The sequence below is a fragment of the Mycobacterium sp. NS-7484 genome, assembly GCF_001953975.1.
Taxonomy (GTDB): domain Bacteria; phylum Actinomycetota; class Actinomycetes; order Mycobacteriales; family Mycobacteriaceae; genus Mycobacterium.
Genome location: NZ_MBEJ01000028.1, coordinates 217278 through 242501 on the forward strand (window position 1 = coordinate 217278; position 25224 = coordinate 242501).

The window sequence follows — 25224 nt, forward strand, 5'->3', positions numbered from 1 at the left end:
CCAATCAGCTTGCCGCTCAATCCCATCCAGGGGCAGCCACCCATACTTGCTCGAAATCCAGTACCGAGGCAGCGATTTCGAAGTCGGCGTCGTAGTGCACCACCGTCAACCGGTGACGACTTGCGATCACCGACGTCAACAGGTCGGAAATGCCCACCGCCCGATGCCGGCCAGATTGCGCTAACCGGAACTGCGCGTCGAAGGCCGACTGCCAGTGTTCATCGTCGGTCGGAAGATACTCGTACGCATCGCGACGGTCCGCGCGCAACTGCGCATACTCGTCCGCCGACCGGGCACTGAAGAGCGCCTCGGCGTCGAGTACCCCACACGTGGCCACCAGTCCTGCTTCGATCAACGGGCGCAGTCGTTCCGCGACCGCCGGCTGTGCCATCCGGGCGGCTGCGCTGGTGTCAATGAGAAACCGGGCCGTCAGCGCCATACCTCGTCCCTGTCGCGCTTCTCCGCCAGCGACGCCAATCCGCCCGAGGCCAGCCAATCCGCCTGCCGCACGCGGGCCGATCGCGTTGACGCGAACCGCAATGCCGATCGGACCGTGTCTGCAATCCCGGTGGTTTCGAGTTCACGCTGCGCAGCGGCCAGCAATTCGTCATCGATGTCGATCAGACGCTTGGTCATAGAGACCTCCGGTATATATATCAGGCACCCTGACTATATACTTCAGATACCTGACTGCAGGTTGACTCGAACCTACCCATGTCGCAATCCTTGTTCGAAGGGATGATCGCGACAACGGTCTCGCTACCTACCGACAACCAGCCCAGCTCATGGGCGAGTTGTCCCCAACGCGGAATTCATCCACAGCCCCTTACGCCATTGCGGCCAGCCAGCCCCGGTACTCGGTGATGTCACGTCCATGCGTGGGAGCGACGTGGTCACAACCGAAACCGGTGATCCAGCGGCCGTCGTCGAGCTCCACCTTCCCCAGCATCATCGGCGTCGGCAGCTCGGTCAGGAACTCCCCCAGCGCGGCCGGGGACAACAGCCACCGCTCACCCACGATCGGCGCCCCGCCCTCGCCGACTCGGATCAGGCCGGGCTTGGGTGGAACCGTGTCGAGCGCATACAGCCGGTAGTGGGGTGCCGTCGTGATCGGTCCGGCCCAGCGAGCGCCCCGCCCGGTGAGCTGATGCTCCAGCGGCTGTCCGCGTAGATGTGCACCGAACACGGCGAGCTCGGTAAGCGGCGCACCACCGGACTCGGGCCAGGTCTCGGTTGACGGAACGTCGAGGAACCGGGCCGCCAGATCGGCAATAACGCCATCGTGGAATCCCGGTGCCAGCAGGGTTATTCCGAACTGTGCCCCATCGGTTACCGTCCCGGCGGGAACCGCGATCGCGCACATGTCGAAGAGGTTGCAGAAGTTGGTGTACCGGCCCATCCGGGAGTTCACCACAACCGGGTCTGCCGCGACTTCGTCGATGCGCGGATGCTCGGGAGCCGTCGGGACCATGAGTGCGTGACAGCCCTCAAGCTGCGCCAAGGCTGTGCGACGCAATTCCTCGACCCGCCGCCGGTCACGCAGCAGGTCCGTGGCCGAATATGCGCCAGCCGCACTGATGATCGCGGCTACGGTCGGATCCAACCCGGCCTGAGGACCGGATGAGCTGACGAACTCCCCCACCGCGTCCCATCTTTCGGCCACCAGTGCGCCGTTGTAGAGAAGGGCTGCGGCGGCGAAGAAGTCGTCCATCGGGATCGGTACGGTGTCGGATCCGGCAGCCTTCGCCTGCCGCACGGCCTCACCGAACGCGGCCTGCCACGCGTCGTCGAGCCCCGTCAAGGTCTCCGGGATCGCGATTCTGGGCGTCACCGGCGCGGCGAAGGGAACGTCCGCCGGCCATTGCCGTTGCGGCGCACCACCACTCATCACAGCCATCGCCGACTGAGCGGTGGCCAGGTCAGCGGCGAAGATTGTCACGCAGTCATAGCTGGCGCACGCAGGAACGACACCCTTGGCGGAGACCACGCCGAGGGTGGGCTTGATGCCGACGATTCCTTGCAGCCCGGCGGGCACCCGGCCCGACCCTGCGGTGTCGGTACCGATCGCGATATCGGCGAACCCAAGCGCCACCGCCACCGCAGACCCCGAACTCGACCCTCCCGAGATGTACTCGGGTCGTCGCGAATCCCGCACAGCACCATAGGGGCTGCGGGTACCGACCAATCCGGTGGCGAACTGGTCGAGGTTCGTCTTCCCGATGACGACAACACCGGCGGTCTTGAGAGCGGCGACCGCCGGTGCGTCGGCATCGGGAATATAGCTGAAGTTTGGGCATCCTGCAGTGGTCGGTATGCCGGCAACGTCGACGTTGTCCTTGACGGCGAGCACCAGCCCGGCCAAGGGTCCACTCGCGGCGTGGTAGTCGGCCTCGACCTCGCTCTGCGGACGCAGGTGGATGAACACCTCGTCACGTCCACTCTCGGCGATCGAGCGGTAGATGTCGGCAATCCGAGTCACGCGGACTCCTTTCGTGCGAATTCTCCTGCCGTCTCCCACCGTTGGCGCTCCTCGGCCCGTGCGGCCTCCATCGCCGCTCGAGTTGCGGCAATGCTCTCGGCGTTGGCGGCTAGAAAGTGCTCATGTTCGGCCAGCGAGAACGTTCCGTCGGTGATCTCGACGTGACCGCGCCCTGCCGCCATGTCGGCGCGCAGGTCGAGCAGCTCTTCAGCGGAAACCGGATACCACTGAATCCGGTCGAAAAATCGCAACAGCCAAGGATGTTCGGGATCGAAGCCCTTAGCTACCAATGGATGCCTGTGGTTCCAGATCTGCGTGGTGCGGCCGACGAACTGGTACCCGCCCGGCCCCTCCATCCCGTAGATGCACAGGTATGCCCCGCCGATCCCGACCGCGTTCTCCGGGGTCCAGGTCCGGGCCGGGTTGTACTTGGTCGTCACCAGACGGTGCCGCGGATCCAGCGGAGTGGCAACCGGGGCACCCAGATACACGTCACCGAGCCCGAGCACCAGATACTCGGCGCCATAGACGATTCGGTGCACATCATCGACCGAGTCCAGGCCGTTCATCCGCCGGATGAACTCGATGTTCCACGGGCACCACGGCGCATCGGCGCGCACGCCGTGCATGTAGCGTTCGATGGCCTCGCGGGTCGACGGGTCATCCCAGCTGAGCGGCAACCGCACAGTCCGGCTGGGCACCACAAGGTCCTGCGCGGCAGGCAGCGAGGCCTCAAGCTCAGCCAGCAGCGGCACCAGTCTCGACTGCGGCAGCCTGGCCGGGTCCACCTTGACCTGCAACGAACGGATCCCGGGCGTGAGGTCGATCAGCCCATCCGGCCGATGCTGTTCCAGCGCGTGGTGCAGTGCGTGAGCCCGGGCCCGCAACGCCAGATCCAGCCGCATCTCACCGTACTCGACCAGGACGTTGTCATCACCGATCCGGCGGTAGGTGACAGTCGTACTGCCATCCGACGAGGTTGTGCCGCCGATGATTCCATCGTCCTCGTCACCACCGGCGGAGAACACCGCCGGCAGGTGCGCGCGGCGGGCGGGCCCGAGGCAGGCCGGCGCGGCGGCCGCCGCGGCCTGCACCGGCACGAACCGGATGGTGGCGCCGGGGGCGAGTTGCCCTAGTTTCCAGCGGTCGGCGGCGGTGACGGTGACCGGGCAGACAAAGCCCCCGAGGCTGGGCCCGTCGGGGCCCAGCAGGATCGGGGTGTCCCCGGTGAAGTCGAGCGAGCCCACCGAGTAAGCGTTGTCGTGGATGTTCGACGGGTGCAGTCCGGCTTCCCCGCCGTCGGGGCGCGCCCATTCCGGCTTCGGCCCGATCAACCGGACGCCGGTGCGGTCGGAGTTGAAGTGCACCTCGTAGTCGTGGTCGAACAGCGTGTCGATGTCGTTGCGCGTGAAGAACTCCGGCGCGGAGTGCGGGCCGACGGTCACCGCGATGTACCAGTGGTTGCCGATGGCCGGCTGTTCTTCGAACAGGATGCGCCGTCGAGTTTTCACTGCCGCATCCGAGATTTCCAGCTTGTCACCCGACATCAGTACCCGGCCCTCGTGGCCGCCGAATCGGCCGAGCGTGAAAGTCGAGGCGCTACCAAGGTATTCATCGGCCTGAAGACCGCCGGCCATCGCGATGTAGATCCGAAGCCCCGGGCCGTCGACCATTCCGACATCGAGAACCCGCCCAGCCTCGACCAGGACCGGCACCCACTGCGGTACCCGGGCGCCGTCGACGGTGACCAGTGCGGGCGCACCGCTGACGCATACCCAGGTGTCGGTGTCGAACCGCACCGCCGGTCCGCCCATCGTCGCCTCGAGACCCGGGGCACCCTCCAGATTGCCGACGGCGATGTTGGCGAGCCGGAAGGACACGTCGTCCATCGGTCCCGACGGTGGCACCCCGATCTGCCAGTACCCGGTGCGCCCCGGCCAATCCTGGACCGTGGTGGACATGCCGGGCCGGACGATCTCGCACGTGCTCATGGGCGCGTCACCATCATCCGCACGGCGGTCGGATCAAACCCGTTGCAGGGGTTGTTGATCTGCGGGCAGTTCGACACCAGCACCAAGGTGTCGATCTCGGCGCGTAGCGACACGGACTTGCCGGGGGCGGATAGGCCGTCGACGATACCGAGCGAGCCGTCGGGATCCACCGGCACGTTCATGAAGAAGTTGATGTTGCTGACGATGTCGGCCTTGGTCAGCCCCCAGCGGGCGCCTTCGCCGATGAAGTTCTCGACGCAAGCGTGCTGGTGTTTGGTGTGGTGCCCATACCGCAGGGTGTTGGATTCCTGCGAGCACGCTCCGCCGAGGGTGTCGTGGTTGCCGACCTCGTCATCGACGATGGTGAGCATCGGTTCGCCGTCGCTGTCGCGCAGCACCGACCCGGTGGTCAGGAAGATGTTGCCCTGCGCCGCGATCGTGGCCGGTGCGCTGTAGCGCACGGTGTGATCGTCCGCTCCGTAGAACAGGGTGTCCACGGCCTGGTTGCCGTGCAGGTCGATGATGGTGAGTACGTCCCCGGCGCGCACGATTTTCGACCACGGGGCGCGAGGGGCAACGATTTCATCGACGATGGTGTGGGTAGCGGTGAGGGTCATCGGGCGCTCCAGACGTCTTCGGAATTCAGGTAAGCGCGTTGGTATTCGGGATCGCGCGCGTCGATCGTGGCACCGATCTCGGCCAGGTCACCGGGCGCCGACCAGGCCAGCACTTCGAGTGAGCCGACGGTGAACTGGGGCGCCGGATCGAGCGGATGCGCGGTATTGGCGACAGCCACGATCAGCGGCAGGTGCGTGACCAGCTCGACGGCGGTACCGGCACCCGCTGACCCGGTGGACAGCAATGTGCCGTCGGCTTCCACCCGCACACCGTGGAAGAACGACACGCTCGGTGCCACGTCGCGACGGGTCAGCCCGTTCTTCAGGGCGGCCAGTGCAAGCAGTTCACGCCCGGCCGGGCTCGCCGACTCCACCTCACCGGCACCGTATTTGGCCGCATTGCCGGTCAGCGTGGTGGTACCGCACAGCGCATCGTGGTGACCCGAAGTGTCCGACACCAGCGTGGCCAGTACCCGGCCCTGATCGCTGAGCAGCGGGTGGCCCGTCGAAAGATACGCCTGCCACGGCACTTTCACCGTGTCAGCGACGTTGAGCCGCTCCCAAGGGGCGTCCGCTCGCCACAGCAACACGTGCGCACATGCGGTGCCATCCAGGTCGCGCAGCCGCAATCGGGTACCGCGGGCCAACACCTTGCTCGTATAGCGGCCGCCGGGAACGGTTTCGGCCCAGGTCAAACTCTCGGCGGCAACACCGGTCGGTGGCGTGGGCCAGGCGGAAGCCGGCACCACCGGCATCGAGTCGGTGAGGGCTCCGGCTTGAGCGCGGGCGTGGTCGCGGGCTCCGGCGGTCGTCGCGGTAGACATGTCAGGCTCCGATCGTGACGGGGTTGGGGTGGGTCTTGCCGCGGGGGAAACACAGCGCGCCGAGTAGAACTGCAGCTGCGATACTCAGGGGACCGGCCCACTGCAGGATCGGCAATTCCCCGGTGGGGTTGAAGATCTCGGCGCGAGGCCAGCCGAGGTTGACGATCATCACCGCGCCGTAGAGCACGGCAAGCACGTTCACGGCGACACCGAACTTGCCGAGCGAGAACAACGGCAGCCCTTCGGCGTCGACCTGGTTGCGTTGCGCGGGCCAGCCTTTGATGCGGCGGTACAGCAGCGGTGCGGTCACCAACAGGTAGGCCAGGTAGATCAGGATGATGCAGACGCTGGCCAGAGTGGCGAAGATGGCGGAGTTGCCGACGTTGACCAGCAGCACCCCGATGCACAGCAGACCGATGAGCACCGACGGCCAGATCGGTGTGCCGGTGTGGCTGTTGACCCGGGCCAGGATCGACGAGGCCGGCAGGCGGCCGTCACGGGCCATCGAGAACATCAGCCGTGAGGCGGCGGTCTGAATTGCCAAGGTGCAGATCGTGATCGCGATGCAGACATCGACCAGCAGCACCGTCCCCCACGGCGAGGACAACACGGTGTCGAGCACGTACGGCAGGCCTTCGGCGGCCAGGCGTCCGTCGGTCAGGCTGGGCGCGGCCATCAGGGCACCCAGGATCATCAACCCGCCGCCGAGCGCCGAGACCGACAGCGCCATCCGGATTGTCCGGGGCGCGACGCGCCGAGGATTGCGGGTCTCCTCGGCGAGCTCACCGGCCGAGCCGAAGCCGACCATGACGTAGGCCGCCATCAGTCCGCTCATGATCCAGGCCCAGACATAGCCGGGTTGCCCTCCGGCGTGACCGGTGTCGAACACAACCTGCGGACTGCGCTGAGCATGGGTGAAGAACACCCCGATGACGGCGATGACACCGACGATCTCGCAGATCACCCCGGCGCTGTTGACGCGGGACATCCATTTGACGCCAAGGCAATTGATCGTGGTCGTCAGCACCAGCAGAATGGTGCCCAGCAGCACCGCGTTGGCCGCGCCGCTGGAAGAGGTCAGCGCCGGGTCGTCACCGATGATCTGGAAACCCGACCAGATCGTGGGAAGCACCACCTGCAGCGCGATCGCCGCGGCCGACGCGGTGACGATCTGGGCCAGGATCATGAACCAGCCACCGAACCAGCCGATCACCTCGCCACCCATCCGCCGGGACCACTGATAGATGGCGCCCGAGATCGGATAGCGCGCGGCCAGTTCGGCGAAACACAGCGCCACCAGGAACTGGCCGAGGAACACTGCCGGCCAGGTCCAGAAGAAGGCCGGGCCGCCGAAACCGAAGCCGAGGCCGAACAACTGGAAGATCGTCGTCAGAATCGACACGAACGAGAAGCCCGCCGCGAACGATTCGAACTTGCCGAGCCGACGGTGCAACTGCTGGTCGTAACCGAACTCGGCCAGGTCGTCGTGGTCGCCGAAGCGGCCGACCACGTCTCGCTGGCTTTCGGTAGCGCTGCTGGTCATAGGCGTTTCTCTCGGGCTCAGGGGCGGTGCCGCCAGCTTCTTAACTGTCACTCGATAGATAAGCCTCCCGGCATGTCCGAGCTGTCACCCGCGTGTTTCGTTCATGTAGCGAGCGGTAAGCATTGCGTTGCCGAAACCTCACCACGCCGGTGTGCTGTCACAATCACCGACATGGCGGTGGCTGCGTTGGACGATGCCTGCCGGCGTATTGCGTCGGCGGACAACGAACACGACCTGGTGACCGCGGCCCTCGAAGCCCACGATGCGGTGCGCACGGTGGTCGACGCCCGCACCGGGGCAGCGTCAGTCGCGGCCACCTGGTCGGCCGTCATGCGGGCCGCAGTGACGACCGCGGCACGACTGGTCGCTCCCGACGTCGGCGACTGGTATGCCTCGGGCAGCGTGGGCCGCGGTGACGCCTTACCCGGATCGGACCTGGAGACGTTGATGGTCCGCAGCCGCGACGCGACACCGAATTCCGCCGTGGCCCAGGCGGCGGATGTCCACGACGTGTTGGCACGCTGCGGGTTCCGCGCCGACGACAACGGCGCCGTCGCCTCCCGCGCCCGGTTCAACCGCACCGCTCAGGAGTGGGCGGTCGGGATGGGTCGCTGGTCCACCGACCCTTCCACGGACCGGGGTGTGGTGATGATCGGGCTGTTGACCGACGCGGTTGCGCTTGGTGACGGACCGGACCTCCGCGATCAAGCCGGTATCGCAGCGCGGGCGCAACCGGCGGCGCTGGCTGCGATGCTGCAGGACGCCACCTATGCGCGCGCCTACGTCCCGTCCCGCCTGCGGGTGCTTGCCTCCGGGGACGGTGGCGTCGACATCAAGCTCGCCGCCGTCGACCCCGTGGTCCGCATCGCCCGTTGGGCCGCGCTGAGTTGCGGATCCGACGCGCTGCTCACCGCAGATCGCCTCGGTACGGCCGCCGGCACCCGCTACCTCGATCCCGACGATGCCCGGGTGCTGGCGAAATGCCATGCGATCGGCTCAAGCATCCGTTGGCGGGTCCGGGCGGCGCGCTGGCGGGCCGATGCTGACTCCGCGGCTTTCGACGAGCGCGTCGAACTGTCGGAGCTCTCACCGCAGGACCGCACTGCGCTGCGCAGCATCGGCCGCGAGCTCACCGCGGTGCGCCGCAAACTTGACTATCTGGCGTCGACCTCGACGTTCTCGACGTGGTAACCGGCCTCACCGAGTCCGGGCAGCACGCCCTGACTCAGACCATCGCCGCCGAACGCCTCGAGGGCTGGCGACCCACACCGGAACAGATCGACGCCCTGACCGCCCTGCTCACCGGTGCGGTTACCTACGGCGAGTACCTGGGTCCCCATCTCCCCCACCCTGCCCCGTCGCCGCGCCGCCGGGTGTTCGCGCGACGTCGCCCCTATTTCCTCCCGGGAACATCGGTGCTGCGCAACAACTTCGGCGTGCAAGATGACACGCTGCTGACGCAACTGGAATTTGTCGCGACCGCCGGACGGATCCTGCAGGTGCATCTCCGTTGCCAGGACTCAGATCTGGATGTGCGGTCACTGCACCGCCACGTGTTCGGCGATGTGTACGCCTGGGCGGGCGAGCCCCGCATCGTCGAACTCCGCAAACGCGACACCGCGTTTGGCTCCTGCGCACGAATTCCGCGTGCCCTGGAGGCACTTCGCGCCGAGATCAGCGCACTCGCCGGTGAGGGTGTCGAGATCGACGACGGCACGCTGTCCTACCGTCTGGCGCGAATCTACGCCGACTACAACCAGATCCATCCGTTCCGTGAGGGCAACGGGCGCACCGGGACCCTGCTGCTACACCTGCTTGCCGGCCGAGCCGGACGCCGGCTGTTCCTCGAGGACATGGCGCGCTCCGAGTGGATCAGTGCATCGCGGGACTCGATGCCCTTCCGGCGGGACGGGCGCGCCGACCCACGGCCGATCATGAGCGTCCTACGCGGCCGGTTGCGGCCACACCCGGCCCCGAAGCCCGAAAGTGTCTGGACCAACCACGGATGACGATTGCGGGATGGTGGTATTCGATGCCGTAGAGCGTGCCCTTCTTGCCTCGCGTTTGAGCTGTCAGGGGTTTTTCCTCACCATGCGTCGATCTCTACCCGCAGGTCAGCGGAGAGTCGGACACTGGAATCGACCTCCGAGGGGATTACTGGTGCGCCTGCACGCGTTGCCAGTGCAGACCGCGACCGAAAGTGAGAACCGTCGATGGGCACCCCACTGCACCTGGCCGTCGCGCTCGATGGCACCGGCTGGCACCCGGCTTCCTGGCGCGAGCCGCTGGCCCGCCCTGCCGAAACGCTCACCCCGCGGTATTGGACCGACCTGGTCAGCCAGGCCGAACGCGGACTGCTGGATTTTGTCACCATCGAGGACGGGCTCACACTGCAGTCCGATCACCCCTTCCGCCCCGATAACCGCACCGACCGGTTGCGCGGCCGGCTCGACGCCGTGCTGATTGCGTCCCGCGTCGCACCGCGGACCCACCACATCGGCCTGGTGCCCACCGTCATCACCACCTACACCGAGCCGTTCCACGCGTCCAAGGCGATCGCCACCCTCGACTACGTCAGCACCGGCCGCGCCGGGGTGCGGGTTCAGGTGGCTTCTCGTCGGGATGCCGCAGCCCACTTCGGTCGTCGTCGTCTGCCCGAGGACCGTGCGGCGCTGAGTGCGGAGTTGTTCGACGAGGCGGGCGACTACGTGGAGGTGTTGCGCCGGTTGTGGGACAGCTGGGAGGACGACGCCGAGATCCGCGACGTGGCCACCGGGCGGTTCATCGACCGGAACAAGCTGCACTACATCGACTTCCAGGGCGCCTCGTTTTCCGTCAAAGGTCCCTCGATCACCCCGCGGCCGCCGCAGGGACAACCGATCGTCGCCGCGCTCGGCCACGTCGACCCGGCATTTCAACTGATCGCCGACAGCGCCGACGTCGGCTTTGTCACCCCGCACAGCGTCGATGAGGTCGCCGCCCTGGTCGAGACGATCGGCTCACTACAGCCCGCACGCGATCCGCAGGTGTTCGCCGACCTGGTGGTAGTCCTTGACGACACGCTCGACGCGGCGCGTGCACGACGCGAACGCCTCGACGCACTGGCGGGAGCCGAATACCGCAGTGATGCTGAGATTTTCATGGGAACGCCAGGGCAGCTCGCCGACCTGTTGGAAGCCTGGCACACCGCCGGAGCCGCGGGTTTCCGGTTGCGGCCGGCCTCCCTTCCGCACGACCTGCAACAGATCACCGATGTGTTGGTCCCCGACCTGCAGCGCCGCGGCCTGTTCCGCCAGTCCTATGAAGCGTCCACCCTGCGCGGTCTGCTGGGACTCCCTCGGCCCGCTAACCGCTACACGACCGTCTGACAGGACACGCCCATGAGCAAGCCCGTCAAGCAGATTCATCTAGCCGCACATTTCCCCGGGGTCAACAACACCACGGTCTGGAGTGACCCGAACTCCGGCAGCCATATCGAGTTCGATTCGTTCGTCCGCTTCGCGCAGACCGCCGAGCGCGGCAAGTTCGACTTCATGTTCCTGGCCGAAGGATTGCGGCTGCGTGAACAGGGCGGCCAGATCTACGACCTCGACGTGGTGGGACGCCCGGACACCTTCACGGTGCTGGCGGCCCTCGCGGCGGTGACCGATCGGCTCGGGCTGACCGGCACGATCAACTCGACGTTCAACGAACCCTATGAGGTGGCACGGCAATTCGCTTCGCTGGACCACCTGTCCGAAGGCCGGGCCGCCTGGAACGTCGTCACCTCCTGGGATGCCTTCACCGGAGAGAACTTTCGCCGCGGCGGCTTCCTGCCCGAGAACCAACGCTACGAACGGGCCGAGAGCTTCCTGGCGGCCGCCCACACGTTGTTCGATTCCTGGCGAGGCGATGAGATCGTCGCCGACAAAGAACATGGTTTATTCCTGTCGGATGCGGCGGCCGGCGAGTTCGCCTACCACAACGACCATTTCGACATCAGCGGCCGGTTCAACGTCCCGCGCAGCCCACAGGGCCGTCCGGTGATCTTCCAGGCCGGGGACTCCGAGCGCGGACGTGAGTTTGCCGCGGCAGCTGCGGACGCCATCTTTTCCCGGTACGGGACGTTGGAAGACGGCCAGAAGTTCTATGCCGACGTCAAGGGCCGGTTGGCCAAATACGATCGCCGCCATGACCAACTACTGATTCTGCCCGCGGCCACCTTCGTGCTGGGCGACACCGATGCCGAGGCCGCCGAGCTCGCCCACGAGGTGCGGCTGGCCCAGGTGTCGCCGGCCACTGCGATCAAGTTCCTCGAACAACTGTGGAACCGTGACCTCACCGATCACGACCCCGACGGACCGCTACCCACCGTCGACCCGCGAGTCGGCGAGAACACCATCGCCAAGGGCCGCGCCAGTGTGCGCATCCACCGCGACCCGATCGCCGTCGCCAACGAATGGCGCGCCAAGGCCGAAGCCGAGAACCTGACCACGCGCGAGCTCATCATCGAGGTCACCGGACGGCAGAACTTCGTCGGCTCGGCGGCCACCATCGCCGAATCCATCAACCATCTCGTGCAATCGGACGCCAGCGACGGGTTCATCCTGGTCCCCCACGTCACCCCGGGCGGGCTCGACCCGTTCGTGGACCGCGTCGTTCCGCTGCTGCAGGAGCGCGGGGTATTCCGTACCGACTACGAAGGAACCACGCTGCGCGAGCACCTCGGGCTGGGCGTTCCCCAGCCGGGCGAGGAACGCACCGCTGCAACAGGCTGACTATTCGGGGTCGGCAGGCTCCTCGCGGTGCTTGTACTCCCAACTGGCACCGGCCGTCAGGGTGCCGGGCTCCAACTCGGTACGGCCGGCGTCACGCACGTGCACCGTCTGCGCCAAGATCTCGTCGGGCTTGCCGCCGATCACGATGACCGGATGGTGGTAGTCGATGCCATAGAGCTTGAGCGCCGCGTGCACCGCGTGCGCGGCAGCCTTACCGCGCGACATCTTGGCGTTCGAGTTGACCCTGATCACCAGCCGGCGTTCCAGCACCTCGGCGTCTTCGGTGTCCTCGGTGTTCTTGTGCACGAGCTCAGGGCTCCTCCGAAACCACCTCACGCAGAAACTCACCTCCATGGATCGCGGCCAGCAATGAGTGTTCCGACGTGCGGTTGGCGGTGAACAGCAGCTCGTCGCCCGCTTCCAGCACGTCGTCGGGTTTGGGAAACCTGACCTTGTTTCCCCGGACGACGGTCACCAACGCGGTGTCGGCGGGCAGTTCCAATCGGTCCACCCGCTGGCCGACCACCGGGTTGTCTTGGGGCAGCGTGAGTTTGGTCAGCTCGACCCGACCACCGCGCAGCGTCATCAACCGCACCAGGTGCCCGACGTCGATGGCGCCCTCGATGCCGGCCACCAGCGCGCCCGGCGTCGACACGGCAACATCGATACCCCAGTCCTGACCGAACAGCCACTGATTGCGGATGTCGTTGATGCGCGCCACCACGCGCGGCACCCCGAACTCCGACTTGGCCAGCAAACCGACCACGAGGTTCGACTTGTCATCACCGGTGGCCGCGATCAACACATCGGCGGTCTCGATCCCGGCCTCCTCCATGGCGGAGAGCTCGCAGGCGTCGGCCAGCAACCAGTCGGCATCGGGCACCGTCTGCGGTTCGTAGCGCCGATAGAGCTGCTCGATCAACAGCACCTTGTGACCGTTGTCGAGCAACTCGCGCGCGACGGAGCGACCCACGTTGCCCGCCCCGGCGACCACGACTCGCATCTTGCGTCCCTCCACCCCGCCATCTTCGCCTATCCGCACGCCCCACTTGCGGCCCATTGTCGGTGATTAACTAACTTCCGATGAGTCTGAACCAGCTCTACCTCACCTTGCTCACCGGCGGCGTCGTACTGCTGGCCAGCATCATCGGCACGCGGGTGGCAACCAAGATCGGATTTCCCAGTCTGCTGTTCTTCCTGGCGGTCGGCATGGTGCTGGGGGTCGACGGGATCGGACTGGACTTCAACAACGTCGAACTGGCCCGCAACGTATGCACCACGGCACTGGCGATCGTGCTGGTCGAAGGTGGCCTGACCACGCGGTTCTCCGATATCCGCGGCGTGCTGGCGCCGGCGGGCGTAGTGGCCACCGTCGGTGTGGTGATCAGCACCGCGATCACCGCTGTCGGGGCGCACCTGCTGCTGGACATGAACTGGCAGCTCGCCCTGTTGCTCGGAGCCATCGTCTCCTCCACTGATGCGGCCGCGGTGTTCTCGGTGCTGCGGATCCTGCCCTTGCCGCGACGTTTGGCCGGGCTGCTGGAAGCCGAATCCGGCTTCAATGACGCGCCGGCGGTCATCCTCGTGTTGACGTTCAGCGTGGTGCCGTTCGTGTTCCATCCCGAGGGCGCCATCACCGACCTCGCCTACGAGCTGGTCACCGGATCTCTGCTGGGCCTGGCCGTCGGGTTCGCCGGTGCCTTCGCGCTGCGGCGCATCGCGCTGCCGGCCTCGGGGCTGTATCCCATCGCCACCTTCGGGTTGGGCTTCATCGCATTCGCCGCCGCCGGCAGCGCCCACGCGAGTGGCTTCATCGCCGCCTACCTGTCCGCGGTGGTGCTGGCCAACTCGGGCCTGCCGCACAAATCGGCCACCCGGTCGTTCGCCGAAGGGGTGGGCTGGCTGGCGCAGATCGGGCTGTTCGTGCTCCTCGGGTTGCTGGTGAACCCGCATGATCTGGCCGGGGACATCATTCCGGCGATCGTGGTCGGGCTCGTGCTGCTGCTGATCGCCCGGCCGGTCTCGGTGATCGTGTCCCTGGTCGGCTTCCGTATCCCGATCCGCGAACAACTCTTTCTGTCGTGGGCCGGGCTGCGCGGTGCGGTGCCGATCGTGCTGGCCACGTTTCCGATCGTGGCGGGGGTGCCGGACAGTTACCGGCTGCTCAACGTGGTGTTCGTGCTCGTGGTGATCTTCACCCTGGTGCAGGCGCCCAGCATCCGCTTCGTGGCCAATGCCCTGGGACTGATCACCCGCGACGTCACCCGCGAGATCCAGGTCGAGGCTGCCCCGCTGGACGTGCTCGACGCCGAACTTCTCACCATGACCGTCCAACCGCATTCCCGGCTGCACAACGTGACGATCCTGGAGCTGCGGCTGCCCGACCCGGCCGTCATCACGCTGATCATCCGCAACGGGCGGACGTTCGTGCCCCTACCGGACACCCGCATCGCCGTCGGCGACGAACTGCTCATCGTCACCACCAGCAAGATGCGCACCGCCGCCGAGGCCCGACTGCGGGCAGTGAGCCGACGCGGCAAACTCGCCTACTGGTTCGACGAATACGGTCTCGCGGACTGAGTTCCGCGCGGCTCGGATACCCGGTGATCACACGCGTCACTTCCGTCGCGGCTGCGGAGGCATGGTGTGTGTTCGAAACCTGGTATCGCCGGTAGTACCAGCTCTCCAGGCCGTCGATTGCCGCGCCGGCTCCGAAACCGCGCGACGCCCATGTGGCGTCGGGCACATCCGGGCTGACCGATTTGGAACGCAACCCTCCCCCAAGGGTAGAGTTCGACACCGGCGCCGGACATCGCGGATCGCATGCTCTGGCAAGACTTTTCACGCAACGACGCGTGTATCACCCATGCCCACTTGCCTCGCCGGGTTGCCGCGTGGCGCTGAAACGGAGCTGTGTTGAAACGATCGCCTGACGCTCTGACGCCGCGCGAACAGCAGTCGGTGACCGCCACCCTTCGTTCACCACAGCGACTGCGCACCGAGGTGCTCGCCGGCCTGGTGGTGGCGCTGGCCTTGATCCCCGAGGCGATCTCGTTCTCGATCATCGCCGGAGTGGATCCCCGCGTCGGACTGTTCGCCGCTTTCACAATGGCAGTGACCATCGCGATCGTCGGCGGTCGACCGGCGATGATTTCGGCCGCGACCGGTGCCGTGGCGCTGGTGGTGGCGCCGCTGGTGCGCAGTCACGGTCTGGACTACCTGATCGCCACCGTCATCCTGGCCGGCGTACTGCAATTGATCCTCGGCGGTCTGGGTGTCGCCAAGCTGATGCGGTTTCTGCCGCGCAGTGTGATGGTCGGCTTCGTCAACGCCTTGGCGATCCTGATCTTCTTGTCTCAGCTGCCGCACCTGCTCGGGGTGCCGTGGTCGGTGTATCCGTTGGTGGCGGTCGCCATCGTCGTGATCGTGGCGCTGCCGAAACTGACCACCGCCATCCCCGCCCCGCTTGTCGCCATCGTGGTGCTCACCGCCGCGACGGTCGGGTTCGGCTGGTCGATTCCCAACGTGGGGGACGAAGGCCAACTCCCCTCCAGCCTGCCGACCCTGCTACTCCCTGACGTGCCGTTCACCCTGCAGACGCTCGGGACCATCGCGCCCTACGCACTGGCCATGGCAGTGGTGGGTCTGCTGGAATCCCTCATGACGGCCAAGCTGGTCGATGACATCACCGACACCCACTCCGACAAGTCCCGCGAGGCGCTGGGGCAAGGCGTGGCGAACGTCGTCACCGGATTCTTCGGGGGCATGGGCGGCTGCGCCATGATCGGTCAGACGATGATCAACGTAAAGGTGTGCCGCGCCCGCACCCGCATCTCGACGTTTTTGGCGGGTGTGTTCCTCCTGGGTCTGGTGGTCGGACTCGGCGATCTCGTCGCCCGCATCCCCATGGCGGCACTGGTCGCGGTGATGATCATGGTCTCCGTCGGCACCTTCGACTGGCACTCGATCAACCCGAAGACGTTGCGGCGCATGCCCAAGAGTGAGACCGCGGTGATGCTCGCGACCGTGGCCGTCACCGTGGCCACGAGCAACCTGGCCTACGGCGTCGCGGTCGGCACACTCACCGCGATGGTGCTCTTCGCCCGCCGCGTCGCCCACTTCACCGACGTCGTCGACATCGCCCATCCCGACGAGAACACCCGGGTGTATGCGGTCAGGGGCGAGCTGTTCTTCGCCTCTAGCAATGACCTTGTCTACCAATTCGATTACGCCGGCGACCCGACGAACATCGTCATCGACATGAGCCAAGCCCATGTCTGGGATGCGTCCACCGTCGCCACGCTGGACGCCATCACCACCAAATATGCCGCCAAGGGTAAGACTGTCACCATTGTCGGTATGAACGACAACAGTGCACAGCGTCACGCCCGCCTCAGTGGCCAACTCACCGCGGCGCACTGAACCGTCACACGGGGCATCGTTGAACGCTCAAGAGCACCTGCAGATCGGCGAGGTCGCCGCACGAACTGAGCTGTCGATCAAGACAATCCGGCACTACGACGAGGTCGGTCTGGTGGTGCCCTCGGCACGGTCCGCAGGCGGCTTCCGGCTCTACACCTGCGACGATGTCAACCGGTTGTTGGCGATCCGGCGCATGAAACCGTTGGGATTCAGCCTCGAGGAGATGCGTCACCTGCTCGACGCCCTGGACACCCTCAACGCCTCCGAGGCGGCCACCGCTGCACGTGACGAGGCTTCAACATTCGTGGCCGAATGCCACACGCGCGCCGCGGAAGCCTGCGCCAAACTGTCGCGGCAATTGGCCTACGCGCAGGAACTCACCGAGCAGTTGGCCCGCTACCGCGGGTGACCGTTTGACCTGCGAGGCGACGGGTATCCCGCCGGGATGCCCATGTCTGAGACTTTTGCGGTTCTCTTCGATGTCGACGGAACTCTGGTCGACTCGAACTATCTGCACGTGCACGCCTGGACGCGGGCATTCCGCGAGGAGAAGATCGACGTGGAGGCCTGGCAGATTCACCGCAGCATCGGCATGGACGGCAGCCACCTGGTGGCGCAGCTGTCCGGCGACGCCGACGACGAGGTGCAGGAGCGCCTCAAAGACCGCCACAGCAGCCTCTACAAAGAGTCCGCCGAATTGATCGTCCGTCTTTCAGGTGCCCGGGAACTACTGCACCACCTCGCCGACAACGGGATACGGGTGGTGCTCGCGAGTTCGGCGCCGGAAGACGAACTGTCCATCACCCGAAAGATTCTCGACAGCGACGACGCCATCACCGCGGCAACCTCGTCGAAGGATGTCGACATGGCCAAACCCGACCCGGGCATCGTCGAAGTGGCGTTGCAGCGCGCCGGCGTCCCTGCCGATCGCGCCGTCTTCGTCGGCGATGCGGTGTGGGACGGGGAAGCCGCCACCCGTGTCGGTGTGCCGTTCATCGGGCTACGGTGTGGCGGCGTCGCGGACTGCGAACTCGAAACCGCCGGTGCACAAGCGGTTTTCGATGATCCGCTAGATCTGCTCAAGCATCTGGACACTACCGTCATCGGAACCCACCTTCGCGACACCGGTGACTCGACGAAGTGAGCGCCGAGGGCGCGTCGACTTGACCGCGGACGTCGAACGTGTGTTCTAATGACTCCGACCGCCAAGCCCGCCCAGCGCAAGCGATGTTGTGAAGGAGTCCGCCGTGACGATGACTGTAGACGCTCCCGTGGCAGAAATGCCGACCACCGATTCCGACACCCCCGCCGCTGAGGTAACGGTCGAGGAGAAGCCGCGGAAGGCCCCGGCCAAGAAGGCAGCAGGCAAGAAAGCCAAGACCATTGAGCTGACCCTCACCGTCACCGGTACCGCCGACGGCGAATGGCACGCCGAGCTCAAGCAGGGATCCACCTATCTGGCCCGCGACGTCGCCGTTGCGGCCGCCGCGGTGTCCCGCGCCGCCAAAGAGCTGCACGAAGACCTCTCCACCCCCATCGACGCGGTGATCGAAGAGGCCCGCACCCAGCAGGCCGCCAAAGTCGCTGCGCTGGAAGCTGAACTCGAAGCCGCGCGAAAGGTGTTGTCCGACTTGGCGTGAGGCGCAGGTCCGGAGTGTCCGGTCAAGTCGCCTACCCGTAGGCGGGATAGCGGTTCTCCCAGATCGCGAGTTGCTCTGCGCGGTGGCCGCGGACGATTCTGGTCTCGGGGCCCAGCAACATCGTGAACCCGCTGACACCGTCGTAAGGTGCCCAAGGCTCTCCCCCACGAATGAAGTCGAGCCGCAGCCGCTGAACTGCATCCGACACCTGGCGTGCCTTCTCGTCGGTACCGGCAAGCGCAGGCGCGGCGTCCAGGGCGCCGAAGACCAAGGGCAGGCACGAATCGTGGCATGCCCCCAGGCCGGCCCGCGGAGAAGGCCATTGCAATTCGTAACGAAACACCGTGCTCCCGCGCTCGGCGTGCGCCCGGACGAACTGCTCGGTCGGCGCGGTGAAGTGGTAGTCGGTGACCATCGCGCTGGCGGCATCGCGAAGCGTGTGCTTGTCGACGCGCGCCCGTTGAAGCATCACCCAAGGGACCCGCCGAAGCGCCAGCACCGAATGCTCCCGCCGAGGTTCCGCGAATGCCGCGCGGACCCATGATCGGCGGTGGGCCTGGCATATTTGGCCCGCAGCTCGTATCACCGCCCGACGGCGACAATGAGCTACCAGTATTGGGCGGGGAACTTGACGACGATTTCTGATGCACGTTCTGATGTACGAAAATCGCTGTACCCAACCACAACAAGGTAGGGAAGGAGAGACTGATGAGCTTTATTCATGTCCAGTTTCTTCCTGAATTCATGCTGGGTGACGACGTTGTCATGCTGGCAATGGATACCGCAGGTGCGGCGGTCATCCATGCCGCGTTGAACGATGCGGTGCAGCATGGACGGTCGCGGCTAGAACACGACGGAGTCATCCACGAGTTCCGGATTCAGTCCGGTGCAGCCGATATAGAACAGGTTGAAGGCCGCATCGAGTGGCTCCTAGATCGGGCAGCTGCGGTTGAAATCCTTGATGACCTAGCGACACCCGCCGACCACCCCGGACATCAATACGTCGATATCCACACGCCTACATCAACCCTGGTTCTGTCGTACGACGAGTACACGCCCGAATATTTCGCGCATCTTCCCGACGAATTGCGGTACGCCAAGCCGGGCGAAAGCTGACGGGAGCTAGTTCGGCTTACATCCGTGTAGAAGTCGACGGTGAGCTGAATGGACTCGTGCCCGAGCTGCCGCGACACGATCGTGATCGGCGTGCCTCCCGTCAACCAACTGCCACTAGGCATAGGTGTGGTGCAGATCGTGCGGGGTGGGCTTCCCCGCCAATTCAGCTTGCGCGACAGCGAAATTCCCCCACACGTCACGCCAGAACCACTGGTAACGCACCGGCCCCCATCAGTATTGGTGTACACGAATTCCCCTGACAGGTCCAGCTTCTGCAGCAACCTTGTGGGTACGTCGACAGCGTACCGCTCGTCGGTCTGCGATGCGTGGCGTCGCCGACTTCGAGCCCGAAAAATCCGGTGCACAAGCGGTTTTCGATACCGCCGACGGTGAATTGCACTCCGCACTCAAGAAGGGCACCACCTACCTTGCGCGCAACGTCGCGGTCGCTGCTGCTATCGTCTCGCGCGCGGCCAAGGAGCTGCACGAGGACCTCTCCACGCCCATCGACGAGGTGATCGAGGAGGCCGGCTCAGGCCACTAAAATTGCCGCTGTCGAAGCCGAACTCGAAACTGCGCAAAAGGTTCTCTCCGACTTAGAGTGAGGCCTTGGCGAATTTGCTACTTGCAATGGGGCTTCGGCTCACTCATGATCACCTCGTAGTCGCGGCCGCCGTAGAAGACGCCGATGACTATCAGCTTCTCGCCCAACACAGCGAAGGCAATGACGACGCGTCGCCTGAAGCCAATTGTGCGTAGTCCTGGCCTTACGTCGTCGCGAGCTCGGCCCCGATGCGGAAACGCCGCCAGTTCTTCGCAGAACGCCACGATGTCCTGGCTGTAACGCGTCGCGACGTCCGCCGATCCAGCACTGGCGATGTACCGATATAGCTCAACCAGTTGATCTTCCGCCTCTGGCGTGAAGACAACAGTGAGAGTCACGCGCCTCCGGCCTGCTCGGCGGCCAATCGTGCGCGCACCCTGTCGGCACCGACAACGCGTGACTCATCAGCGGCTACCGCGTCATACGCCGCCGCGACCTCATCACGAAGCCAGGCTTCCACTGCATGGTCACGCGCGAACAACGCGCGCAATCCTTCGCGGATGACTTCACTTTCGCTGGCGTACTCCCCGGAGTTCACGCGCTGGCGCAACGCATCCGCCATGTCGTTCGGGAGCGTGATACTGAGTTGCCGCGTTGTCCGCATGACCACCTCCGCGAGTAGTAGGACTGAATCCTACTCCCACGCTGGCGTGGCAACCCGGCAAAACGGGAGCCGCGAAGGCCGATGAAAGCGTCGCCAACTAGAAAACCCGCCCGGACCGAAGTCAGAGCGGGTTTTCAAACGTGGAGCTAAGGGGACTCGAACCCCTGACCCCCACACTGCCAGTGTGGTGCGCTACCAGCTGCGCCATAGCCCCGTTTGTCGTGCCCCACGAAGTTACACCACCGCTACCCTGCATTCAAAATCGCTGGTCACGGCAGCTCATCGGCCGAGTCCGGCCCCAACGGGCGGGCCGGAGTGTGCTCGTGGGAAGCCGCCGGCCGGGTCTCCGGGGCGAAGAGCCAGCCGACCGCCGCGGCGAGCAGAATCACACCGGTGGTGACAAACGCCACCGTGAAGCTGAGGTGCAGGGCAATCTGGCCGACCGCGAACGAGCCGACGATCGCGCCAAGGTCAGACATCATCTGGAAGGTGGCCACCGCGGTTCCGCCGCGCGCCTTGTTGCCGACGACGTCGGCCACCGCGGCCTGCTGCGGTGAGACGAACATGCCCGTGGCCGCGCCGGTCACGTAGGCAGACACCAAGAACAGCGGCAGCGAGCTGCTGAACCCGACCACTACTGTCGCCGCGGCTGACGCCGTCAGCCCCACGATGACCAACATCCGGCGGCCGACCCGGTCGGACAGGTAGCCACTGGGCACCACCGCCGAGACGTTGCCGATCGCGAAGGTGGCCAGCGCCAGGCCCGCCGTACCAGCGCTGCGGCCCAGCGCGTCCACCACAAACAGTGGCACCAACGCGATGCGCAGTCCGACAGAGGACCATCCGGAGGCGAAGTTGGAGAACAGCGCCGCGCGATATGCCGGGTGCCGCAGCACTTTACGCATCGAGACCTTGGGAGCGTCTTCAACCGACGGGGCGGCCAACTCGGAATGGCGCAAGCTGATGAACACCACCGCGGCGGCCACCAACAGCGCCGCACCATAGATCAAGAACGGTGCCGAGAGTCCGAACCCGGCAGTCAGACTGCCCAGCACCGGGCCACCGACCGAGCCGACCAGGAACCCGGAGGCGAACAACCCGGCCACTCGGCCGCGAGCATCCGGCGGCGAAATCCGGATCATCAGGCCCAGCGAGGACACCGTGAACATCGCCGAGCCGAGCCCGCCCAGGGAACGGAACAACAGCAACTGCGCGTAGGTCTGGGCGAACGCGCACGCTCCGGTGGACAGCGCGACGATCAGCAGTCCACTGATGTAGACCCGACGCTCCCCCAGCCGTTGCACCAGAGAGCCGGCCGGTGGGGCACCCACCAGGCGCATCGCGGCAAACGCCGTGATCACAAAGGTGGCTGCGGCAATACTGACCCCGAAATGCCGGGCATAGTTCGGCAGTACCGGCGCCACCACGCCGTAGCCGAGCGCGACCACCACGTTCGCGCAAACCAACAGCCAGACCTCGCGCGGCAGCCTCTGCGTGGTCTTGACGGTCACCCGATGACTGTATTGACCACCTCCTTGGCGGCCTGCTGCACCTCCGCCAAATGCTCGGCGCCGAGGAAAGACTCGGCGTAGATCTTGTACACGTCCTCAGTTCCCGACGGCCGAGCGGCGAACCAGGCGTTCTCGGTGGTGACCTTCAGCCCGCCCAGCGGGGCGCCGTTGCCGGGTGCCGCGGTCAGCTTGGCCGTGATCGGTTCACCGGCCAGCTCGGTGGCGCTGACCTGTTCGGGCGACAGCTTGGCCAGCCGGGCTTTCTGCTCGCGGTTCGCGGGCGCATCGATGCGCGCATAGCTCGGTGAGCCGTAACGCTCGGCCAATTCGGCGTAGCGCTGCGACGGCGTCTGGCCGGTGACCGCCAGAATCTCGGAGGCCAACAGCGCCAGGATGATGCCGTCCTTGTCGGTGGTCCACGTCGAACCGTCGGTACGCAGGAACGACGCCCCGGCACTCTCCTCCCCACCGAACCCGATGCCGCCGCTGATCAGGCCGTCGACGAACCACTTGAACCCGACCGGCACCTCGACCAACTTGCGGTCCAGCCCGGCCACCACCCGGTCGATGATCGAACTGCTCACCGCGGTCTTGCCGACCGCGGTGCTGCCCGGCCAGTTCGGCCGTTGGGTATAGAGGTAGTCGATGGCCACCGCCAGATAGTGGTTGGGGTTCATCAGCCCGCCGTCGGGAGTGACGATGCCGTGCCGATCGGAGTCGGCGTCGTTTCCGGTCGCGATCTGGTAGGTGTCGGGGTTGCCGGTCACCTTCCGAACAAGTCCGGCCATCGCATTCGGCGAGCTGCAGTCCATCCGGATCTTGCCGTCGGTGTCCAGCGTCATGAACGACCATGTCGGATCGACGTAGGGGTGGATCACGGTGAGGTCGAGGTTGTAGCGCTCGGCGATCGCTCCCCAGTAGTCGACGCTGGCGCCGCCCAACGGGTCGGCGCCGATGCGGATGTGCTCGGCGCTGATGGCGTGCAGGTCGACGACATTCGACAGGTCCTCGACGTAGGCGTTGAGGTAGTCGTGCCGTTCGACGCAGTTCCGCGCCTGCGCCAGGGGCTTCCGCCGCACACCGTCGAGCTTGCCCTTCAGCAGTTCGTTGGCGCGTTTGGCGATGGCGCCGGTGGCGTCAGTGTCGGCCGGGCCGCCGTTGGGCGGGTTGTACTTGAACCCGCCGTCGCGCGGCGGGTTGTGGGACGGGGTGACGACGATGCCGTCGGCCAGGCCATCCCGTCGGCCCCGGTTGTAGGTGAGGATCGCGTGGCTGACCGCCGGAGTCGGCGTGAAGCGGTCGGCCGCATCGATCATCACCACCACGTCGTTGGCGGCCAGCACCTCCAACGCCGATTCCCACGCCGGTTCTGAGAGCGCATGCGTGTCACGACCGATGAACAGCGGACCCGTGGTGCCCTGGGCGGCCCGGTACTCGACGATGGCCTGCGTGGTGGCCAGGATGTGCGCCTCGTTGAACGCCGCGTCCAGGCTCGATCCGCGGTGCCCGGACGTGCCGAAGACCACCTGCTGGGCGACGTTCTCGGGATCGGGTTGGGTGGTGTAGTACGCAGTCACCACATGTGCGACGTCGATGAGGTCCTCGGGTTGAGCCGGTTGTCCGGCGCGGGGATGGGCAGCCATGCAACCGATTCTGCTCCCGAACCGATGTCGCTGCCGCCGCACGCGCACCAGAGGCCATACTTTTAACCCATGTTCGGCCACGATCTTCGAGAACTGGCCGCAGTGTTCGTCGGCGGCGCCCTGGGCACGGTGGCGCGCGCCGGCCTGGCAGTGCTCATGGCGCACGATCCCGGTCACTGGCCGTGGCCCACGTTCATCGTGAACGTCCTCGGGGCGTTTCTGCTCGGCTACTTCACCACACGCCTGCTGGAGCGGTTGCCGGTGTCCAGCTATCGACGCCCGCTGCTGGGAACCGGTCTGTGCGGCGGGCTCACCACGTTCTCCACGATGCAGGTCGAGACGATCACGATGCTCGAGCACGGCCACTGGGCATTGGCCGCGGGTTACACGGCGGCCAGTATCGCCGCCGGACTTTTCGCGGTGTTGACCGCCACCGCGCTCGTGCGGCGCGCGGCGGTGCGCTGATGACCGCCGTGGTGTGGGCCGGCGTTCTGGCCCTCGGGGGTGTCGGCGCGGTCTGCCGATTTCTCCTGGACCGCGCGGTTACCGCGCGCCACACCCGGGGTTTTCCGTTCGGCACCCTGGCGGTCAATCTCAGCGGCGCCTTCCTGCTCGGCTTCCTCGGCGGCCTGGCCCTGAACCCGCACGCCGCGCTGCTGGCCGGCACCGCATTCGTCGGCTCCTACACCACGTTTTCCACGTGGATGCTGGAAACGCAGCGCCTCGCCGAGGAACGTCGGCTCTGGCCCGCGCTGGCCAACATCGTCGTCAGCGTGGCGCTCGGGCTCGTCGCGGCGTGGGCGGGCATGTCGGTGGGCACGCGACTGTGACCACCACCGACTACCTCAAGCTGACCACGTACTTCGCCGAGCGGCTGCGCCACGAGCAGCGGTTTGTCGCCGATGCGCTCCTCGACCTCTACGGCCGCAGCGACGTCGCCCTCAGCGTGATGCTGCGCGGGATCGCCAGTTTCGGCCCGCACCATCAGCTGCGCACCGACGAGACGTTGACCGCCTCCGAAGACCCCCCGATCGCCATCGCAGCCGTCGACACGGCCGCCACGATCTCCGCGCTGGCCGAGCAGGCCGTGACGCTGATCCCCCGCGGTCTCATCACCCTGGAACGCGCCCAGCTGATCCGCCGACAGTCACCGCCACCGACGGTTACCGACATCTGCAAGCTCACCGTGTACGTCGGCCGTCATCACCGGATCGGCGGGGCGCCGGCCCACCGGGCGGTGTGCGACCTGCTGCACCGGCGTGGCTTCGCCGGCGCCACGGTGTTCCTCGGGGTGGACGGCACCGCGCACGGCCACCGCCGCCGCGCCCGGTTCTTCAGCCGCAACACCGAGGTGCCACTGATGATCATCGGGCTGGGAACCGGCGCCCAGGTGAACGCCGTGCTCGGTGACCTCACCGCAGTGCTGGACAGTCCGCTGCTCACCGTGGAACGGGCACAGCTGTGCAAGCGGGG

27 protein-coding genes, 1 tRNA gene and 1 pseudogene are annotated in these 25224 nt (G+C 66.2%); 14 read left to right on the plus strand and 15 right to left on the minus strand.

Annotation, left to right across the window (positions count from 1 at the left end; translation table 11 throughout):
* Positions 1–16: 16 nt before the first annotated feature.
* The 7 genes from A5733_RS07080 to A5733_RS07110 all read right to left on the minus strand — a co-directional run bounded on the left by A5733_RS07080 (position 17) and on the right by A5733_RS07110 (position 7454).
* Complete coding sequence (locus A5733_RS07080; RefSeq protein WP_083666026.1) at positions 17–439, minus strand: PIN domain-containing protein; 423 nt, start codon at positions 437–439, stop codon at positions 17–19.
* A complete protein-coding gene (locus A5733_RS07085; RefSeq protein WP_076239604.1) occupies positions 430–636 on the minus strand; it encodes a DUF2191 domain-containing protein in 207 nt (68 codons plus the stop codon). The genes A5733_RS07080 and A5733_RS07085 overlap by 10 nt, the downstream gene beginning before the upstream one ends.
* 190 nt (positions 637–826) lie before the next feature.
* Complete coding sequence (gene atzF, locus A5733_RS07090; RefSeq protein ID WP_076239605.1) at positions 827–2479, minus strand: allophanate hydrolase; 1653 nt, start codon at positions 2477–2479, stop codon at positions 827–829.
* On the minus strand, positions 2476–4470 hold the full coding sequence (locus tag A5733_RS07095; RefSeq protein WP_076239606.1) for a 5-oxoprolinase/urea amidolyase family protein: 1995 nt from the start codon (positions 4468–4470) through the stop codon (positions 2476–2478). Before A5733_RS07095 ends, atzF begins: the two co-directional genes overlap by 4 nt.
* Positions 4467–5087 carry an urea amidolyase associated protein UAAP2 gene (locus A5733_RS07100; RefSeq protein WP_076239607.1) on the minus strand — a complete coding sequence of 207 codons (621 nt, stop codon included), beginning with the start codon at positions 5085–5087 and terminating at the stop codon, positions 4467–4469. The genes A5733_RS07095 and A5733_RS07100 overlap by 4 nt, the downstream gene beginning before the upstream one ends.
* Positions 5084–5911, minus strand: coding sequence for an urea amidolyase associated protein UAAP1 (locus A5733_RS07105; protein ID WP_076239608.1), 828 nt, complete (start codon positions 5909–5911; stop codon positions 5084–5086). Before A5733_RS07105 ends, A5733_RS07100 begins: the two co-directional genes overlap by 4 nt.
* A gap of 1 nt (position 5912) precedes the next feature.
* Positions 5913–7454 (minus strand): amino acid permease, encoded by a 1542-nt coding sequence (locus A5733_RS07110; protein WP_076239609.1) that lies wholly within the window; start codon positions 7452–7454, stop codon positions 5913–5915.
* Positions 7455–7625: 171 nt separating this feature from the next.
* On the opposite strand from A5733_RS07110, the gene A5733_RS07115 reads away from it, so the two are divergent.
* From A5733_RS07115 to A5733_RS07130, 4 genes are all read left to right on the plus strand, one after another.
* Positions 7626–8645, plus strand: a complete 1020-nt coding sequence (locus A5733_RS07115; protein ID WP_083666028.1) for a putative nucleotidyltransferase substrate binding domain-containing protein — start codon at positions 7626–7628, stop codon at positions 8643–8645.
* A complete protein-coding gene (locus A5733_RS07120; RefSeq protein WP_076239610.1) occupies positions 8639–9463 on the plus strand; it encodes a Fic family protein in 825 nt (274 codons plus the stop codon). The genes A5733_RS07115 and A5733_RS07120 overlap by 7 nt, the downstream gene beginning before the upstream one ends.
* A gap of 204 nt (positions 9464–9667) precedes the next feature.
* On the plus strand, positions 9668–10822 hold the full coding sequence (locus A5733_RS07125) for an LLM class flavin-dependent oxidoreductase (RefSeq protein WP_076239611.1): 1155 nt from the start codon (positions 9668–9670) through the stop codon (positions 10820–10822).
* A 12-nt stretch (positions 10823–10834) separates the two neighbouring features.
* Positions 10835–12211 carry an NtaA/DmoA family FMN-dependent monooxygenase gene (locus A5733_RS07130; protein WP_076239612.1) on the plus strand — a complete coding sequence of 459 codons (1377 nt, stop codon included), beginning with the start codon at positions 10835–10837 and terminating at the stop codon, positions 12209–12211.
* Here the strand turns inward: A5733_RS07130 and A5733_RS07135 are convergent, their stop codons facing one another.
* Positions 12212–12517, minus strand: coding sequence for a hypothetical protein (locus A5733_RS07135; protein ID WP_076239613.1), 306 nt, complete (start codon positions 12515–12517; stop codon positions 12212–12214).
* 4 nt (positions 12518–12521) lie between these two features.
* A complete protein-coding gene (locus A5733_RS07140) occupies positions 12522–13214 on the minus strand; it encodes a TrkA family potassium uptake protein (RefSeq protein ID WP_076239639.1) in 693 nt (230 codons plus the stop codon).
* A gap of 80 nt (positions 13215–13294) precedes the next feature.
* Between A5733_RS07140 and A5733_RS07145 the strand changes: the two genes are divergently transcribed.
* The 5 genes from A5733_RS07145 (at position 13295) to A5733_RS07165 (ending at position 18273) form a co-directional block, all read left to right on the plus strand.
* Entirely contained in the window at positions 13295–14791 is a 1497-nt protein-coding gene (locus A5733_RS07145; RefSeq protein ID WP_076239614.1) for a potassium/proton antiporter, read from the plus strand.
* 381 nt (positions 14792–15172) lie between these two features.
* Positions 15173–16633 (plus strand): SulP family inorganic anion transporter, encoded by a 1461-nt coding sequence (locus A5733_RS07150; RefSeq protein WP_233152641.1) that lies wholly within the window; start codon positions 15173–15175, stop codon positions 16631–16633.
* 19 nt (positions 16634–16652) lie between these two features.
* Positions 16653–17042 (plus strand): MerR family transcriptional regulator, encoded by a 390-nt coding sequence (locus A5733_RS07155; protein WP_076239641.1) that lies wholly within the window; start codon positions 16653–16655, stop codon positions 17040–17042.
* Between the two features lie 42 nt (positions 17043–17084).
* Complete coding sequence (locus A5733_RS07160; protein ID WP_076239615.1) at positions 17085–17777, plus strand: HAD family hydrolase; 693 nt, start codon at positions 17085–17087, stop codon at positions 17775–17777.
* A gap of 103 nt (positions 17778–17880) precedes the next feature.
* On the plus strand, positions 17881–18273 hold the full coding sequence (locus tag A5733_RS07165) for a DUF6319 family protein (RefSeq protein WP_076239642.1): 393 nt from the start codon (positions 17881–17883) through the stop codon (positions 18271–18273).
* A 31-nt stretch (positions 18274–18304) separates the two neighbouring features.
* Here A5733_RS07165 and A5733_RS07170 read toward each other — a convergent pair whose 3' ends face one another.
* Complete coding sequence (locus A5733_RS07170; protein ID WP_369830911.1) at positions 18305–18859, minus strand: carboxylesterase family protein; 555 nt, start codon at positions 18857–18859, stop codon at positions 18305–18307.
* Positions 18860–18981: 122 nt separating this feature from the next.
* Between A5733_RS07170 and A5733_RS27440 the strand changes: the two genes are divergently transcribed.
* Both A5733_RS27440 and A5733_RS07180 read left to right on the plus strand, forming a co-directional pair.
* On the plus strand, positions 18982–19389 hold the full coding sequence (locus tag A5733_RS27440) for a hypothetical protein (RefSeq protein WP_158070591.1): 408 nt from the start codon (positions 18982–18984) through the stop codon (positions 19387–19389).
* A gap of 322 nt (positions 19390–19711) precedes the next feature.
* Positions 19712–19994, plus strand: a pseudogene (locus tag A5733_RS07180) (DUF6319 family protein).
* Positions 19995–20010: 16 nt separating this feature from the next.
* On the opposite strand, the gene A5733_RS07185 reads toward A5733_RS07180, so the two are convergent.
* The 5 genes from A5733_RS07185 to pgm all read right to left on the minus strand — a co-directional run bounded on the left by A5733_RS07185 (position 20011) and on the right by pgm (position 23751).
* Complete coding sequence (locus A5733_RS07185; RefSeq protein WP_076239616.1) at positions 20011–20331, minus strand: type II toxin-antitoxin system RelE/ParE family toxin; 321 nt, start codon at positions 20329–20331, stop codon at positions 20011–20013.
* A complete protein-coding gene (locus A5733_RS07190; RefSeq protein ID WP_076239643.1) occupies positions 20328–20597 on the minus strand; it encodes a type II toxin-antitoxin system ParD family antitoxin in 270 nt (89 codons plus the stop codon). Before A5733_RS07190 ends, A5733_RS07185 begins: the two co-directional genes overlap by 4 nt.
* 141 nt (positions 20598–20738) lie before the next feature.
* Positions 20739–20811: transfer RNA gene (locus tag A5733_RS07195), tRNA-Ala, on the minus strand.
* A gap of 55 nt (positions 20812–20866) precedes the next feature.
* Positions 20867–22108: an MFS transporter gene (locus A5733_RS07200; protein WP_067768578.1), complete on the minus strand. Its 1242-nt coding sequence runs from the start codon at positions 22106–22108 to the stop codon at positions 20867–20869.
* The gene (gene pgm / locus A5733_RS07205; protein ID WP_076239617.1) at positions 22105–23751 is read right to left on the minus strand and encodes a phosphoglucomutase (alpha-D-glucose-1,6-bisphosphate-dependent); all 1647 of its coding nucleotides are present in this window, start codon (positions 23749–23751) and stop codon (positions 22105–22107) included. Before pgm ends, A5733_RS07200 begins: the two co-directional genes overlap by 4 nt.
* A gap of 69 nt (positions 23752–23820) precedes the next feature.
* Between pgm and crcB (A5733_RS07210) the strand changes: the two genes are divergently transcribed.
* From crcB (A5733_RS07210) to A5733_RS07220, 3 genes are all read left to right on the plus strand, one after another.
* Positions 23821–24216, plus strand: a complete 396-nt coding sequence (crcB, locus tag A5733_RS07210; RefSeq protein ID WP_076239618.1) for a fluoride efflux transporter CrcB — start codon at positions 23821–23823, stop codon at positions 24214–24216.
* The gene (gene crcB / locus A5733_RS07215) at positions 24216–24581 is read left to right on the plus strand and encodes a fluoride efflux transporter CrcB (protein WP_076239619.1); all 366 of its coding nucleotides are present in this window, start codon (positions 24216–24218) and stop codon (positions 24579–24581) included. Before crcB (A5733_RS07210) ends, crcB (A5733_RS07215) begins: the two co-directional genes overlap by 1 nt.
* The coding region (locus A5733_RS07220) for a DUF190 domain-containing protein (protein WP_142253838.1) at positions 24578–25224 on the plus strand (647 nt) is incomplete at its 3' end. The genes crcB (A5733_RS07215) and A5733_RS07220, both read left to right, overlap by 4 nt.

Coding starts and splice junctions, on each gene's coding strand:
- A5733_RS07095 (WP_076239606.1), bottom strand. CDS start 4,470: ATGAGCACGTGCGAGATCGTCCGGCCCGGCATGTCCACCACGGTCCAG.
- A5733_RS07080 (WP_083666026.1), bottom strand. CDS start 439: ATGGCGCTGACGGCCCGGTTTCTCATTGACACCAGCGCAGCCGCCCGG.
- A5733_RS27440 (WP_158070591.1), top strand. CDS start 18,982: ATGAGCTTTATTCATGTCCAGTTTCTTCCTGAATTCATGCTGGGTGAC.
- crcB (WP_076239619.1), top strand. CDS start 24,216: ATGACCGCCGTGGTGTGGGCCGGCGTTCTGGCCCTCGGGGGTGTCGGC.
- A5733_RS07145 (WP_076239614.1), top strand. CDS start 13,295: ATGAGTCTGAACCAGCTCTACCTCACCTTGCTCACCGGCGGCGTCGTA.
- A5733_RS07190 (WP_076239643.1), bottom strand. CDS start 20,597: ATGCGGACAACGCGGCAACTCAGTATCACGCTCCCGAACGACATGGCG.
- pgm (WP_076239617.1), bottom strand. CDS start 23,751: ATGGCTGCCCATCCCCGCGCCGGACAACCGGCTCAACCCGAGGACCTC.
- A5733_RS07110 (WP_076239609.1), bottom strand. CDS start 7,454: ATGACCAGCAGCGCTACCGAAAGCCAGCGAGACGTGGTCGGCCGCTTC.
- A5733_RS07160 (WP_076239615.1), top strand. CDS start 17,085: ATGTCTGAGACTTTTGCGGTTCTCTTCGATGTCGACGGAACTCTGGTC.
- A5733_RS07125 (WP_076239611.1), top strand. CDS start 9,668: ATGGGCACCCCACTGCACCTGGCCGTCGCGCTCGATGGCACCGGCTGG.
- A5733_RS07130 (WP_076239612.1), top strand. CDS start 10,835: ATGAGCAAGCCCGTCAAGCAGATTCATCTAGCCGCACATTTCCCCGGG.
- crcB (WP_076239618.1), top strand. CDS start 23,821: ATGTTCGGCCACGATCTTCGAGAACTGGCCGCAGTGTTCGTCGGCGGC.
- A5733_RS07100 (WP_076239607.1), bottom strand. CDS start 5,087: ATGACCCTCACCGCTACCCACACCATCGTCGATGAAATCGTTGCCCCT.
- A5733_RS07085 (WP_076239604.1), bottom strand. CDS start 636: ATGACCAAGCGTCTGATCGACATCGATGACGAATTGCTGGCCGCTGCG.
- A5733_RS07140 (WP_076239639.1), bottom strand. CDS start 13,214: ATGCGAGTCGTGGTCGCCGGGGCGGGCAACGTGGGTCGCTCCGTCGCG.
- A5733_RS07105 (WP_076239608.1), bottom strand. CDS start 5,911: ATGTCTACCGCGACGACCGCCGGAGCCCGCGACCACGCCCGCGCTCAA.
- A5733_RS07115 (WP_083666028.1), top strand. CDS start 7,626: ATGGCGGTGGCTGCGTTGGACGATGCCTGCCGGCGTATTGCGTCGGCG.